Annotated in this window: 13 protein-coding genes; 8 read left to right on the top strand and 5 right to left on the bottom strand. The window is 45.6% G+C overall.

Annotation, left to right across the window (positions count from 1 at the left end; all coding sequences use genetic code 11):
• The first annotated feature begins 179 nt into the window (after positions 1-179).
• From HQN88_RS19220 to HQN88_RS19240, 5 genes are all read left to right on the top strand, one after another.
• Entirely contained in the window at positions 180-1,526 is a 1,347-nt protein-coding gene (locus tag HQN88_RS19220) for an extracellular solute-binding protein (RefSeq protein ID WP_246320328.1), read from the top strand.
• Positions 1,527-1,540: 14 nt separating this feature from the next.
• Positions 1,541-2,425, top strand: coding sequence for a carbohydrate ABC transporter permease (locus tag HQN88_RS19225; protein ID WP_173115500.1), 885 nt, complete (start codon positions 1,541-1,543; stop codon positions 2,423-2,425).
• Positions 2,419-3,237 carry a carbohydrate ABC transporter permease gene (locus HQN88_RS19230; RefSeq protein ID WP_173115502.1) on the top strand — a complete coding sequence of 273 codons (819 nt, stop codon included), beginning with the start codon at positions 2,419-2,421 and terminating at the stop codon, positions 3,235-3,237. The genes HQN88_RS19225 and HQN88_RS19230 overlap by 7 nt, the downstream gene beginning before the upstream one ends.
• Before the next feature lie 27 nt (positions 3,238-3,264).
• On the top strand, positions 3,265-4,896 hold the full coding sequence (gene nagZ, locus HQN88_RS19235; RefSeq protein WP_173115504.1) for a beta-N-acetylhexosaminidase: 1,632 nt from the start codon (positions 3,265-3,267) through the stop codon (positions 4,894-4,896).
• A 171-nt stretch (positions 4,897-5,067) separates the two neighbouring features.
• Positions 5,068-6,327, top strand: a complete 1,260-nt coding sequence (locus HQN88_RS19240; protein ID WP_173115505.1) for an MFS transporter — start codon at positions 5,068-5,070, stop codon at positions 6,325-6,327.
• Positions 6,328-6,389: 62 nt separating this feature from the next.
• Here the strand turns inward: HQN88_RS19240 and HQN88_RS19245 are convergent, their stop codons facing one another.
• Complete coding sequence (locus HQN88_RS19245; protein ID WP_173115507.1) at positions 6,390-7,145, bottom strand: DeoR/GlpR family DNA-binding transcription regulator; 756 nt, start codon at positions 7,143-7,145, stop codon at positions 6,390-6,392.
• A 251-nt stretch (positions 7,146-7,396) separates the two neighbouring features.
• Between HQN88_RS19245 and HQN88_RS19250 the strand changes: the two genes are divergently transcribed.
• The 3 genes from HQN88_RS19250 to HQN88_RS19260 all read left to right on the top strand — a co-directional run bounded on the left by HQN88_RS19250 (position 7,397) and on the right by HQN88_RS19260 (position 10,557).
• On the top strand, positions 7,397-9,076 hold the full coding sequence (locus HQN88_RS19250) for a hypothetical protein (RefSeq protein WP_173115509.1): 1,680 nt from the start codon (positions 7,397-7,399) through the stop codon (positions 9,074-9,076).
• A gap of 149 nt (positions 9,077-9,225) precedes the next feature.
• Positions 9,226-9,792 (top strand): sigma-70 family RNA polymerase sigma factor, encoded by a 567-nt coding sequence (locus HQN88_RS19255; RefSeq protein WP_173115511.1) that lies wholly within the window; start codon positions 9,226-9,228, stop codon positions 9,790-9,792.
• Between the two features lie 3 nt (positions 9,793-9,795).
• Positions 9,796-10,557 carry an anti-sigma factor gene (locus HQN88_RS19260; protein ID WP_173115513.1) on the top strand — a complete coding sequence of 254 codons (762 nt, stop codon included), beginning with the start codon at positions 9,796-9,798 and terminating at the stop codon, positions 10,555-10,557.
• 321 nt (positions 10,558-10,878) lie between these two features.
• Here HQN88_RS19260 and HQN88_RS19265 read toward each other — a convergent pair whose 3' ends face one another.
• The 4 genes from HQN88_RS19265 to HQN88_RS19280 all read right to left on the bottom strand — a co-directional run bounded on the left by HQN88_RS19265 (position 10,879) and on the right by HQN88_RS19280 (position 14,443).
• On the bottom strand, positions 10,879-11,493 hold the full coding sequence (locus HQN88_RS19265; RefSeq protein ID WP_173115515.1) for a c-type cytochrome: 615 nt from the start codon (positions 11,491-11,493) through the stop codon (positions 10,879-10,881).
• A gap of 163 nt (positions 11,494-11,656) precedes the next feature.
• Positions 11,657-12,586 (bottom strand): dihydrodipicolinate synthase family protein, encoded by a 930-nt coding sequence (locus tag HQN88_RS19270; RefSeq protein ID WP_173115517.1) that lies wholly within the window; start codon positions 12,584-12,586, stop codon positions 11,657-11,659.
• 58 nt (positions 12,587-12,644) lie between these two features.
• On the bottom strand, positions 12,645-13,487 hold the full coding sequence (locus HQN88_RS19275) for a carbohydrate ABC transporter permease (protein WP_173115519.1): 843 nt from the start codon (positions 13,485-13,487) through the stop codon (positions 12,645-12,647).
• Positions 13,488-13,501: 14 nt separating this feature from the next.
• Complete coding sequence (locus tag HQN88_RS19280; RefSeq protein ID WP_173115521.1) at positions 13,502-14,443, bottom strand: carbohydrate ABC transporter permease; 942 nt, start codon at positions 14,441-14,443, stop codon at positions 13,502-13,504.
• Positions 14,444-14,491 lie beyond the last annotated feature (48 nt).

A 14,491-nucleotide genomic window follows, 5' to 3' on the forward strand; every position in this document is an offset into this window, starting at 1 on the left:
ACTTTTGATCACGAAGTAGTCCAAGAAGCATATTCGACATCGAATATTGAATTCAGCCGGAACTTCCGGTGCTCACGTAGCCTACACTACGCTCCGCTCCTCATTTCCTAGCTTCTTTCAATCTTCTCGGTGCTGAAAACTGGACTTTTTTAACGCATATTTAAAGGAGAACCAAACGGATGAGAAAACGAACACTGATTGTAAGCACAGGTGCCGTGGCCCTCACGTTCATGCTGTCGGCGTGCAGTATATTTTCGGATAAATCGGAACCAGGGCATGATGCGTCTAGTGGAAAAGGTGTCCAGAATGCGCCAATCTTGCTGACCATCCGGCATACACAGGTAAAGGATACCCAGAAGAAACGCCTCGCCATGCTGCAGGAGGTTGTCAAAGCGACTGAAGCTAAGGTGCCTGGTTTAACGATTACGTTAGATGGCGTAGAGGATAAGGTGAATCGCTTCGAAAAGCTGCGAGCAGAAATGGCTGCAGGTAATCCACCAGAAATATTCGACCTGTTCGGAGGCACGGATACCAAGGATTATGTGAAGGCGAATCGCCTGCTGGACCTTACTCCCATCCTGCAAGAGCTTGGGTTAACAGATAAGTTCTATAGCTTCGAAGAGTTCATGGTGAATGGCAAAATCTATGGGATTCCGATGGCTGGCTATGTGGAAGGCCTGTACTATAACAAAAAGATTTTGACCCAGCAGGGAATCAAGCTGCCCGAAACCTGGGACGATCTGGTAGCCGCAGCGGCGAAGTTGAAAGCTGCCAAAATTACCCCTTTTGCCATGGCCGCTAAAGACTCTTGGGTAATAAATATGATGATTAATACGATGTGGGTGCGCACGGCAGGTGCGGATTCGATCGAGGGCTTTTTGAATGGGAGCAAGCAATGGACGGACCCAGAGGTATTGAAAGCTTTTGAACAGTATCGAACGCTCATTCAGAAAGACTATTTCCAAGATGGCAGTCTAGCGCTTGCCTATGCCGAACAGCAAAATACGTTCAGCAGTGGAAACGCCGCTTTCATGTTTGATGGCAGTTGGGCAAATACGCCGCTCCTTGATCCTGAGAAGTCGGTAATTGCTCGTGATGTCGGCTTCATGAACTTCCCTTCTATGGGGGGGCCAGGAGACGGGTATATCAATGGGGGCTGGTCCAATGCCTATGGCTTTTCCAAAAAGGTAACACCCGAACAATTGTTGGCGATCAAAGAATTCATAAAGCAAATGTATACAGAATCGATGCAGAAGAGGCAGCTGGTTGAAGAAGGCATGCCACCGGCGATGAAGCTGCAAGATACGAGTCAAGTGAACCCCTTGATTACGGAAATATTACATGTGTTTGCGAATAGTAAAGGAACCTTTCCGGCCTTCGATTCCCGCATTCAAACGAAGGTTCGCGAGAAGCTTGAAAGAGGGATGCAGGAGTTGCTTGGCGGAAGAACAGATCCCGCTTCGCTGATGACGGAATTACAGAAGCAGCAAGAGGCTTCGAATAAAGAAGAAACCCATGCCAAATAGTAGTAGGATGACATATGAACCGAATGGGAAGAAATGCTTGGGCATATACGCTCTTTACTTTGCCGACGCTGCTCGTATTTGCGATATTTTTCATCTATCCCATGCTGATGTCGCTGCGTTACGGTTTTACGGAATGGAACGGCATCTCCCCAGCAACATTGAATGGGCTGGACAATTTCGTTGCAGCTTTTCAAGATCCTTATTTCTGGATTGCGGTGCGAAATAATATGTATTTTATTGGATTTTCCATGGGGATTCAAATTCCCATAATCGTAGGTATCGCATTGCTTGTGAGTAAACTCAAGCGTTGGATAGCATTTTATAAAACATTGATTTTCCTTCCAACGATTCTATCGACTGCAGTCGTAGGAGTGCTCTGGGAATTTATTTATCATCCACAGGCGGGGCTGCTCAACAAAGTCTTAGAAGTTGTCGGTTTATCGAGATGGCAGCATGCCTGGCTGGCAGATGGGGCGACGGCGATGCTTGCCATATTGATCACCAACGCTTGGCAATGGATGGGGTTCTATGTGGTGCTCGTAGTATCAGCCATCTATGCCATTCCGAAGCATCTGGTGGAAGCCGCTCAATTGGATGGTGCAGGCACCCTGAGACAAGCATGGTTTGTCATTCTGCCGCTGCTAAGACCCGTCATTACGGTTATGATGCTCTTATCCATTACGGGGGGCATGAAAGCCATGGACATTGTGGTTGTCATGACAGGCGGGAATCCCTATGGGATTACGGAAGTTATGGCCTCCTATATGATCAAAAAAGCGTATCGGATCGGCGAGTATGGCTACGCAAACAGCATCGCGGTACTGATCCTTCTCTTTACGGCTATGTTAACATCCGTCTTCGGATGGTTCACAAGAAAACAGGAGGAGGTACGATGGTGAGAGGAAGCCTCCTGCGCCGTGTTTTTCCACATGCGGTATTGTTGATTTACATCGGGGTGATATTATTCCCGCTAGGCTGGACACTGAATTCATCCTTCAAAACGAATAAAGAAATCATTACAGCGCCATGGTCCTTTCCTGCAGAGCTTTCGTTATCGAATTATTGGAATGCATGGACTGGCGCACATGTGGGTCATTATTTTATGAATAGTGTGTTCAATTCGAGCGTTTCAGCTATCGTTTCGCTAGCGCTAGGAACTGCAACCGCTTATGCGCTGACTCGCATGTCGTTTCCAAGGCTAAGCCGCGTTCTGAAAAGGATTCTGATCCTAGCTCTGCTGGTACCTGCGGCTTCCTTGCTGGTTCCTTTATATATGCTCTTAAGGAACTTGCATCTGTATAACACACCGTTAGCATTAATTTTGCCTTATGTAACATTAGGATTGCCTTGGACCGTATTCATGGTAAGCAGCTTCCTGAGCTCGATACCGAATGAACTGGAAGAAGCGGGTATCATGGATGGGCTCTCCATTTATGGGTTGTTGTGTCGGATCATCGTCCCTATTTCACTACCATCCCTATTTACCGTATTCATGTTGAACTTTCTGACGAGCTGGAATGAATTCATCATGGCTAATTTATTTCTGACCAAAGAGATGCTGAGGACGCTCCCCGTGAGTATGGTGGCCTTCTATGATCAATTGAATATGAACTACGGTTCGCTATGCGCGGCAATCATGATCAGCATGATTCCGGTTGTTGTGATGTATCTCCTTCTACAGAGAGGCATCATGGAAAATATTAAAGCCTAATTAAACTCGCAAGGAGCGTGTACATACATGTCAACAGATGGAACTAAGAACTATAAGCCGCTTACTTTACGTCAAAAGGTGGGACAACTCTTCGCTTGTGGATTTGACGCACTGGAACCGAATCCTCATATTACGCAATTAATCGAGGAGTATGGGATTGGCGGCGTTATTTATTTCCGTCGGAATGTGAAGGACGCTCATCAGCTTGCTCAGCTGTCTGCCGATTTGCAAAACATCTCCCTCAAAAGTGGCGGCCAACCGTTATTTATTTCTGTGGATCAAGAAGGCGGAATGGTCTCACGGGTTGAAAAAGGAGCGACGTTACTGCCTGGTAATATGGCATTAGGTGCTGCTTTCGCACCATCTGGCGTCTACGCCAGCGCGAAAGTGATGGGCAAAGAGCTTCGTCAAATGGGCGTGAACATGAACTTGGCTCCTTGTTTAGACATTAATAATAACCCGTTAAATCCCGTCATTGGCGTCCGTTCTTATGGTGAAACGGCAGCGATAGTAAGTGATATGGGAACGCACGCTGTTAAAGGCTTGCAAGACATGGGCGTTATCGCAACCGTGAAGCATTTCCCTGGACATGGGGATACCACAGCGGATTCGCATCATGATTTGCCTGTGGTGCCGCATAGCATGGAGCGATTGATGGAGTTGGAGCTTGCCCCGTTCATCAAAGCGATTGAAGGCGGCGTAGATGCCATTATGTCGGCACATGTGGTCTTTGAAGCCCTGGAAGACAGCAGTGTACCTTCGACGTTATCGTATAAGATACTGACGGAACTGCTGCGCGGCGAGCTTGGCTTCAAAGGGCTTATCGTCACAGATTGCTTAGAGATGAAGGCGATCTCCGAGGGGGTTGGCGTAGCGGAAGGTGCAGTTCGTGCACTGGAAGCGGGAGCGGATATTTTGCTCGTTAGTCATGAGTTGGAGCGTCAGATAGCGGCTATGGAAGCAGTCATTGCAGCTGTGGAAAGCGGTCGTATTTCTGAAGCACGCATTGATGAGTCTGTACTGCGCATTATGACGTACAAATATAAGCGTGACATTCGATTTGATACGCAAACGCCGATTCCGGAGGGGCCGATCTCGACACCTGAGCATCAGGCGTTGGCAAAGGAACTGAGTCGTAAGAGCATCACGAAGGTCAAAGATGATGTCGGTAAGAACCTTCAAATTAACGATAAAACGTGTGTGATCTGGACAGAAGTTCAATCAGGGACGGAAATCGATGAGGTTGTTGATCGTGAGGGAACTCTTGGGAGCGTTTTGTCCGAATTAGCGGGAGAGCCGGTTCGTGAAATTTACTTAGGTCTCCAGCCAAGCTATGAGGATATTGCAGAGATGATTAAGCTTTGTGAAGACGCTGAGCAAGTCGTTATCGTCACTTACAATGCGACTTTCTCCGTGGGTCAAACCGCTTTAGTAAGAGCTTTGGCCAAACTGGATGGACTGCATCTGATTGTAGCAGCTGGACGTAATCCATATGACCTGCTTGAATTCCCTGAAGTGAAAACGTATTATGCTTGTTACGAGAATCGACCTCTGGCGATGGTTTCATTAGCCAATGTATTGCTTGGTAGTGAAGCAGCTGTCGGACGGTTACCTGTGAGTTTATCCGAGCAATATCCGATTGGCTGGAGACAGGATTAGGGGAAAATAAATATACAGAATTTATATCTAGCATCTTGGCGCATCTCCTTGTAAAATCAGATAGGCTTGTGAAACTTTTCCTTTCCCGTTACGTAGGAACAATGCGCACATTTCACCGCACTTCACGCATTTCACAAGCGATCTATTTTGCAAAGGGGTGTTTTTTTTCTCATGAGTCTTGCTAATGTTCAATCTGAGCCAACTATGCGATCATTTTTTACCAATCGATTTGTTCAAACCATTATGCTATCGGGCATTTTACTTCAAATCGGAATTTGGGTACGTAACTTTGCGATTCTGCTCTATGTGACGGACATGACGAATAATGATCCATATTCGCTTTCTTTAATCTCGGTAGCGGAGTTCGCGCCGATATTTATCTTCTCCTTTATCGGTGGGGCATTCGCCGATCGCTGGAGGCCCAAGTTAACGATGGTCTGGTGCGATTTACTTAGCGCAGCATCCGTCTTTGTTATTTTGATCACGTTGTATATGGGATCTTGGAAAGCGATTTTCTTTGCTACGTTGGTATCATCGATTCTCTCTCAATTCTCCCAACCTTCCAACATGAAGCTATTTAAAGTGCATGTCCCTGCATCGCAAATGCAGCTTGGGATGTCGATGTTTCAATCGATGATGGCGATCTTTATGATTTTAGGGCCAATGTTGGGTTCATTCATCTATTATCGTTTCGGAATCGAAACGGCTGTAGCGATCATGGGAACATGTTTCCTGCTATCAGCTCTGGTTCTTACGTTCTTGCCTAAGGATATGAAAGAAGATACATCAGAGCCGCGCACTACGCATATTTTTACAGAAATGGGTCAAGGCTTCCGTTATGTGTTGAGGAACCGTATGTTAGTTATCCTCGGTGGTTGTTTTGCCGTTGCTGGTCTAGCTATTGGTTTGATCAGTCCACTTGGCATTTTTCTAGTTACCGAGCACTTGGGTCTAGAGAAGTCGAACTTGCAGTGGTTCATGGTGGCGAACGGTGCCGCAATGATCGTAGGCGGAGGCGTAACAATGGCCTTTGCTAAGAAAATTTCCCCACAAGCGATGCTCGCCATCGGTATGGCGGTTAGCGCAGTTACCTTTGCTATGATTGGTGTTACGCATTTGGTGTGGTTGGCACTTCTGATGCAGTTTATCTCAGGACTAGTGATGCCAGCTATTCAGATCGGGATTAGTACATTAATTCTTGGGAATACCGAGGAATCTTTCGTCGGACGTGTGAATGGTATTCTAACGCCGCTCTTTATGGGTTCTATGGTTATTACCATGAGTCTTGCGGGTACGATTAAAGCATCGTTCTCCCTAGAATCGATCTATCTCACATCGGCGTTGCTTTTTGTTATCGGTGTGATCATTATGGTGCCGTCTTTGAAAATGAAATCTGCTCCAATTCCACAGCCGAGCAGTGAACTGAAGTAAGAATGAACAACGAAAAAGCGATATCTCTTGGCCGGATGGCTAAGGATATCGCTTTTTTGTTGTTATAGAAATGGCGTTCCTGATTCCTTGAAGGCCAGCTTCATTTCAGGCGTAATGGAGGAGTCGCTAATGATGCCAACGGCTTCCTGCACCTCGCCAATCACAAATAAGGAGCTTCGACTAAATTTGGAATGATCCGCCACGAGATACGTTTCCATGGACTGCTTCATCATCCGGCGATTCGTTTCGGCTTCAAGCTCATTGTAGATCATCATGCCGCGGGATAGGGAAATGCCATCGCAGCCCATGAACGTTTTGCGGATACTAAGGTTCTCGAGCGTCGCATTGGCCAGTGGACCTGATAGCTCAAAGGTTTGTGTGCGAATCACACCACCGGTTAGTATCAGCTGCAGTCCAGGCGTGCCGATGAGTTCGTAGGCAATATTCACGGCATTCGTAATGACGGTTAGATTTTTGAATTGGTTCAGCTTTTTGGCGATGAAAGTCGTTGTCGTACCACCTGTCAGCCCGATAATATCGCCATCTTCGATGTAACGAAGGGCTTTGTCCGCAATTTCTTTCTTCTCATCAGTGTAGAGGTCCATTTTATTAAAGAAGGGGACTTCCACTTTCAAGCTTTCAAGTACTGCCCCGCCAAAGGTGCGGATGCAACGTTTCTCTCCTTCGAGAATTTCTAAATCTCGTCGTGCTGTTGCTTCAGAGACATTGAATTGCTTCACAATATCCGTCAAAGCAATGGAGCCTTTATCTTTAATCGCATGCATAATGGCATCTCGGCGAACATCGGTCTTTCCCATGGTGTACCCCCTAAAGCTCCCGATCTGGGAAGCTTGCTACTTCCTTTTATTTTATCATGGTCAAAGATACTCGTCCATCTGGCGATGCTTGTATCGACCGTTTTTGTAGTTATTTTTGCTTGAAGTGTGCAATTCTAAAAAATTTTGAAGGTGCATCAAACCGATAACATGCAGGGCTCGTTACCTTAAGAGGAAAAGCATTCAACAGTAATGAGATTGCTTCATCCCATTGAAGGAGGCGAATAGCCAGAATGAGAAATTTTAAAGTAGTCGTACTTTCAGTTTGTATGCTCTTAGGCGTTGTCTTCGGTTTGACAGCTTTGACAACCCATGCGGCTGAGCAAGTGCAAGTCAAATCGGAAACCGATATTGCCGGTGATCTCGGTATTCTGCAAGGTGAAGGAAGCGGGCTTACGCCTGAATATTTGGGGAAGTCGACAACGAGATATCAAGCGGCCATCATGTATCTTCGTCTAAAAGGGTTGGAAGCGGAGGCTCTGGCTTATCGTGGAACGGATAATTTTAAAGATGTGAGCCTCGTGTACAAGGAAGGTCAGGCGGTACTTGGTTATTTGAAAGCGCATCCTGAGCTCGGTTGGCAAGGAACAGGCGGTGATCTGTTTGATCCAACAGCTGGTATTACAGCTCAGGCTTATTACAAGGTTTTGCTGGAAGCTTTGGGTTACAAGCAAGGTGCGGATTTTGAGTTTGCTCAAGTACTTGATTATGCAGGGCAGAAGGGTTTATCTAAAATCGCAAGTGCACAGCATGTCGTGAATATGAACATAGCGACCGCAACGATTGAAGCCTTGCAGGCTACGCTGAAAGATGGAGGCAAATCGTTAGCAACCCTTTTATCAGAAAAAGGAATTGTCGCTGCGGATAAGCTGAACGTGCTTACTTATACCTCACTGCAATTGAAGAAAAATGAGGCATTAGGAAGCTACCTGAGCGATTCCAAAGGAATGACGCTTTATTATTTCACGAAGGATGCTGCAGATGTGAATTCTTGCGTGGATACTTGTCTGACGAAATGGCCGATTTATTATAGTGATAAATTGATCGTACCTGCTGGTTTTAACTCGGCTGATTTTGGCGCTTTCGTACGTGCAGACGGCAAGAAGCAGCTGACATACAAAGGTTGGCCGCTATACTATTTCGCAGGTGATTTGGCGGCTGGCGATGCATTAGGTGATGCGGTAGGCAAGATTTGGTATGTAATTAAGCCTTCGGCAGGGATCGCTTTGGGGACAAAAGCGGATCTTGGTAACTTCTTCACAGACACGAATGGCCTGGCGCTGTATTATTATGATAAAGACACGAAGGGCGTAAGTAACTGTTCTGGTAAATGTTTGGAAAAATGGCCATTGTTCTATGCCGATCATGTGGCTGCACTAACGGGAGTAAACCAGGCTGATTTCGGTACAATCGTTCGCGCTGATGGGAAGAAACAAACGACATATAAAGGCTTCCCTCTGTATTACTGGGTAGATGATAAAAAGATGGGCGATACGTTGGGGCAAAATGTAGGAAATGTCTGGTTCGTCATCGATCCCGTGAAATTCAGCGGTACGAAGGCAGTTAACAGTTCGGTGAAAACTAGCAAATCCGACGTACTCGGTACATATCTCGTTGATAGTAATGGCATGGCGCTCTATCTATTCACGAAGGATAAAGGGGATGTCAATGCATGTGTGGGGTCATGTCTAGTCAACTGGCCAATCTACTATGATGAGCATCTGACCGTGTCGAGTGACTTGAACGCAAGTGATTTTGGCGTGTTCACACGTAGCGATGGCAAGATGCAGAATACGTACAAAGGCTGGCCGTTGTACTACTGGATTAAGGATACCAACCCTGGCGAGACGACGGGACAAAATGTCGGGAAAGTATGGTTCGTACTTGATCCGCTTAAAACGGAAAGCAGATAAGCGTGAAGAATTGAAGATGAGAAATGAAAATGCACTTCAACCGACTGCTTAGGCAGAAAGGTTGGAGTGTTTTGTCCATTTTAGCTACAAATATGATATGGTTGATAGAGTGAATTTGTCTTCTATTTCGACTCGGGGAGTGCCACGTTATGCGAAATCGAACAGATGGGGAACTCATGAAGCTGGTTATGGCCAAAGAGCATCCTGCCTTAGAAGAGCTCTACGATCGTTATGCCAAGCTCGTGTATTCGTTTGCCATGAAATCTATGAAGAATGAGCAGGAAGCCAGGGAAATCGTGCAATTGGTGTTTATGCGACTCTGGACAACCGAAACAGGCTATGATGCCAGTAAAGGCGGATTCGTCAACTGGATGATTACAGTCACCCGCAATATTACGATTGATTATGTGCGCAAAAATCGTAAACAGAACCAAATTATTCGATTTGAGCCTAAAGAGTGGGAACAATCGCTCGTTTCGGGGGAACCGGATCTAGAGTCGGTTGTGTCCAGCAAATGGGTGGTTGAGCAGATTCAAGAAGCGTATGTGCACTTATCTACGAATCAAATTGAATTAATAGAGATGATGTACTGGGAAGGCTACTCGCTTAGCGAAATTGCTTCAAAAAAGAATGAACCGGTTGGAACTGTGAAAAGCAGGCTTCATCAATGTTTAAAAATACTTCGCAAGCATCTGACAGCAGTGAGGGGGGGATGACAGATGAAAGAGCAGCAACCTGTTGATTGCAGCTATCTGATCAATTATTTAACAGGCGAATGCACGGAATGGGAGCGTGCGGCTTTCGAACGGCATCTGCGCACCTGTGTCACTTGCAGCGAAGAATTGCCTGAATTACAGGCGGTCTGGCAATCACTCCCTTACCAAATGGAAGAAGTGGAAGTTCCGCCGGATTTGAAGGGGCAAGTGATGCAAGCTATTCGTCAAGAACCGATCGATAAAGAGGAGATTCATAAAAAAGAAATCCATAAAGTAGAGACCACTAATAAACCAATTCCTAAGCGGCGTTCATTTGTATGGTTGTATGGTGCGACTGCCGTTGTTGTGCTTGGTATCGTTGTAGGTGCGATATGGAACTATGATGTATTTCACACCAAGGAAACAGCAAGTAAAATAAGTGAGCCTTCAAAGGTTGTCAATACCTTCAAATTGACATCAGCGGACACTTCCATGCCAGCAGCCTCAGGAACAGCTTGGGTCGTGCAGTACGGTGATGTTCATAAAGTTGTCGTGAACTTATCGGGTCTGAATGAAACGAGTGGTGATTGGACCTATCAGGTCTGGTTGAATCACAATGGGAAGAAGTATAACTGCGGAACGCTGCGTGTGGATAATAAAGGGGTAGGTGTATTGTCTTATGATGTGCATGCCAAAAGTTTGAATATCGATTCCATCGGTGTTACCTTGGAACCGGATCCAAATGGCAGCCAACCGCGAGGGAAGAAAGTATTGGGATCGGTATAAGCTGAGAAGAAAAACGGGCATTCCCTCTTTGGTTCAAAGAGGGATGCTCGTTTTTTTGTAAACCTGGCAGCGCATCGTACGATCGGTTGAAAGTCCCCGAAGGATGGCACAGCTTTTGAATAACTGGATTTTCTGCAGCTAATTCAAGCGAAATGCCGTGATTTCGTAAACTAACTGGATTTCCTCCCGTTATTTACGAGCGAAATCGGCAAACGGGTAATTTTGTGCAAAAATAGAAGCAGGAAATCCAGTTAAACTCCCAATAAGCTAGTTTTCCTCGGAAATAGATGTAGAAAATCCAGTTAATCCTTAGAGCTACCCCTATTTCATGCCCGAAAGCCAATTCGCTAAGGCTTCGACTTCGTCGGCTTTCAAGGTGTCTTTGAAAGGGGGCATCTCGATCTTCCCGTTCATAATTTGCGCGGTAATTTGTTCCTTCGTCCTGCGCGCACCGACCTTAGTCAGATTCGGTCCGTAATCTCCTGTAAGACCTGCGCCATGGCAGGACAGGCAGTTGCTTTTGTACAGCAACTGGGCTTTCTCGCTGGAGTCGGCGGCGCTTACCGTAGCTTGAGGCTTAGCGGTAGGCGATGGTGAAGGTGTAGCCACTGGCGCGGGGGTTGGCGCAGGCGTAGGCGTAGGTGTCGCGACAGCCGGTGTTGCTGTAGGCGCAGGCGTTGCAGGTATCACCGTAGCTTGAGGCTGCGGTGCTGCGCTAGCTGAAGGCGTAGGGCTTGCCGACGCTGCTGGTGCAACTGTTGCGGCGGCCACTGGTGTCGGCGTAGCTGCAGGCGCCGGTGTCGGAGTCGGTGAACTCGCGACTGCTGCGGCCGCAGGGGTGGGTGAGCTGGCGGCTGGTTCGGCTTCTTGTTTGCTGCACCCTGTAGCAGCGAGAATGACGATCACAAAGATGCTTGCATACATCCATTTGTTCAAAGCATCCAACTCCTTTATATGTACTCTCATATAGGTAACGAAGTATAAGGGAAATCGGTTTTAGCTAACTACAGGAAAAAGGGATCCCCTTGAACGCAACAAAAACTAGCCCCAATACCACACAGGTATTGGGGCTAGTTTGATGTTTATTTGGAAGACAATATTATGCTTTAACCAGGATGTTTTTCCTATAAGTATCGATAAGTTCAGCAGCCGTATCGGCGGAATGATAGATCCCGCTAAAGGGGCCGGTTGGTGAGCAGTAGCCAACAGGAATTTGGAAAATTTGTTCAATTAACAATTTGATCCCTGGTAAATTTCCGATTGCGGCCTTGGAATACGCCTCTGTGACTTCATTCGCGCGATATTGAAGTGCTCTTGCTTCTTCGTAAAGTCCTGCGTTCGTTTTTTCCATGATTATTTTATGGTGATAACAAGTAACGGCTTGTAGAGCTCCGATATTGCCATCAGCTCCCATGAGCTGTGAACAAACAGACAGTTCATCAGCTCCAGTTAAAATGTTGAGATCGGGGCGATATTTTTTAAATCTTTCTAAGAAATAAAAGTTATTGTCTGTGAATTTAATGCCCCGAAAAGTAGGAACTTCTTCCATGGCCTCGAGGAGCAGTAAAGGATCGATGCTTTGCCCTCCAGTCAGCGTTTTCCCCATTGCTACCCAGTAAATATAGAAGGGGGTGTTGGGTGCGGCAGCAGAAATACGTTTAAAGTAATCGACGTTATCTTGCAATGTGGCTTGTTCAGAAATACCAACAGATGCTACGGCATATGCGCCATGCTCGGCAGCATGTGCAGCGAGTTCAATCGAATCTGCTAAATTCTCGTTGTATCCCACATGAACGAAAATAGGCAATTTATGCTCGGCAGCCTTTAATACCGCTTCGGCCCATTGTTTTCTTTTTTCCACACTTAAATACTGGCCCTCACCTGTCCACCCCAGCATGTATAAGCCATCTGCCTCTTGGTTGACGTACATGTCGATTAAAGCTGGAGCCAGCTCCGTCTTCACATTCCCTTCATGATCCAATGGTGTGACCAGTGCAGGGAGAACCCCTGTCATCAATTTGTTTTGCATCGTAATCTCTCCATTCTTATCGAGTTATAGGTTAGGAAGTCACAAACCAAATGAACAATTAGCCTTTAATCGCTCCGCTAGTCAGTCCAGCGACAAAATATTTATTCAAGGCAATGAATACAACTAACATTGGCAGAACCGACATCACGGTGCCGGCCATCATTAAATCCCAGGAGGTTACGGATTCTCCAGAGGTCTTCATGGACACAATGCCAACGACGAGAGGCTGCTTTTCTGGATTTCCTAAGGTAAAGACCATAGGCAGGAGGTAATCATTCCACGAATTCATAAAGGCCAACAAACCAACGGTTGCAATCAGGGGTTTGGTCAGCGGGAAAATAATGTTGTAGAAAATTCTGAAAAAGCTGCAACCGTCTACTTTGGCCGCTTCGTCGATCTCTTTCGGAATTCCGTCGATAAATCCTTTGGCTAGATAGAGATTCGTAACATTTATTCCGAAAATGTAAATAATGATGACGCCCCACAGCGAGTTGTTCAAATGCAGCATTTTTGCAATATTCAATTGTGGATAGAGATATAAGCTGCCTGCGGAGATGAACATGGAGAAGGTGATTAAAGCAAGCAATAAGCGTTTCCCCATAAAATGTCCGCGCGAGAACACATAGCCCGCAGAGATTGAAGTAATGATCGTCCCAATGACGATGAACGTACACATGTAGATGCTGTTCCATATGTACACTTTGAAATTGGATAAGTTCCAAGCTTTCACATAGTTTTTAAAGGTAATCGTTTCAGGAAAAAAAGAGCTAGATGTTAATATGCTTGCCGTGTTTTTCAACGAACTAATAACAACGTAAAAGATCGGAAATATCACTACTAGGGCGAGCAGAAACAGAAAGAAATAGAGTGGTATGGCTTCAATTGCTTTTCTAGTTTTCATTCTTTCGATTCTCCTTAATAATGATCTCCAACATTTCTGGTAAGGGTCATATACAGACCTACTACGATAGACAATATGAGGGCTGTTATGACGGCAAGCGCTGAAGAATATCCGTATTGGCTAATCATGTCCGCTGCACCATAGGAGAAGAAAAACTTAAAGGTGTAGGACATGACGACCTCTGTTGAACCGCCAGGCTGCCCATTGGTTAGGACTAAAACCAGATCGGACATTTTTATACTATTTACGATGAAGAGCATCATCACGACTTTCCCTGTAGAAGCAAGCATAGGCAGGGTAATGCTTTTAAATTTTTTCCATTTCGTTACCCCGTCAATGTCTGCACACTCGTAAATATCTTGAGGAATGTTTTGAAGACCCATGATAAAGAAGATCATGTTAACGCCAAAACCTTTCCAAACACTAGCGACAATAATAACGATATCAGCAAGCCACTTATCTCCAAACCAATTAATGGGGGAATCAATAAGGTTAGCCGATTTCAGCAATTGATTAACTGCGCCTTGAAAGGGCTCAAACATTAAGAAGAAAACGATACCGACAATGGCCGTACTCACGATGGTCGGAGAGAAGAAGATCGTTCGAAACAAGGAATTAATCTTCCTATTACTGTTCAAAACAACGGCTAGAAACAAAGCAAGGGGAATTTCAAGTACGAATTTGAGCACAACAATAAACGATGTATTCAGCAATGATTGCCAATAGTGACTATCCCGCATAAATGCACGAACATAGTTGTCAAATCCAATGAACTTTGGTGTTGAAATACCGTTGTAGTCAAACCACGACCATTGAATAAGCCATAACATCGGGTAAATAGTAAACAAAGCAAATCCAATGAGCATCGGTGCCAGCATGAAGTAGGCTTGCATGGTATCTTTTCGATTTGGAGTGAAATATTTCCGAGTTGTCTTCCCACGTGAAATACCATTCATACGTGTGATGCCTCCTTTCTTGAGAATTGAAAGTATGGCTTATGGCTT

Source organism: Paenibacillus qinlingensis (assembly GCF_013204845.1).
Taxonomy (GTDB): Bacteria; Bacillota; Bacilli; order Paenibacillales; family NBRC-103111; genus Paenibacillus_E; species Paenibacillus_E qinlingensis.

Coding starts and splice junctions, on each gene's coding strand:
- HQN88_RS19220 (WP_246320328.1), top strand. CDS start 180: ATGAGAAAACGAACACTGATTGTAAGCACAGGTGCCGTGGCCCTCACG.
- HQN88_RS19225 (WP_173115500.1), top strand. CDS start 1,541: ATGAACCGAATGGGAAGAAATGCTTGGGCATATACGCTCTTTACTTTG.
- HQN88_RS19230 (WP_173115502.1), top strand. CDS start 2,419: ATGGTGAGAGGAAGCCTCCTGCGCCGTGTTTTTCCACATGCGGTATTG.
- nagZ (WP_173115504.1), top strand. CDS start 3,265: ATGTCAACAGATGGAACTAAGAACTATAAGCCGCTTACTTTACGTCAA.
- HQN88_RS19240 (WP_173115505.1), top strand. CDS start 5,068: ATGAGTCTTGCTAATGTTCAATCTGAGCCAACTATGCGATCATTTTTT.
- HQN88_RS19245 (WP_173115507.1), bottom strand. CDS start 7,145: ATGGGAAAGACCGATGTTCGCCGAGATGCCATTATGCATGCGATTAAA.
- HQN88_RS19250 (WP_173115509.1), top strand. CDS start 7,397: ATGAGAAATTTTAAAGTAGTCGTACTTTCAGTTTGTATGCTCTTAGGC.
- HQN88_RS19255 (WP_173115511.1), top strand. CDS start 9,226: ATGCGAAATCGAACAGATGGGGAACTCATGAAGCTGGTTATGGCCAAA.
- HQN88_RS19260 (WP_173115513.1), top strand. CDS start 9,796: ATGAAAGAGCAGCAACCTGTTGATTGCAGCTATCTGATCAATTATTTA.
- HQN88_RS19270 (WP_173115517.1), bottom strand. CDS start 12,586: ATGCAAAACAAATTGATGACAGGGGTTCTCCCTGCACTGGTCACACCA.
- HQN88_RS19275 (WP_173115519.1), bottom strand. CDS start 13,487: ATGAAAACTAGAAAAGCAATTGAAGCCATACCACTCTATTTCTTTCTG.
- HQN88_RS19280 (WP_173115521.1), bottom strand. CDS start 14,443: ATGAATGGTATTTCACGTGGGAAGACAACTCGGAAATATTTCACTCCA.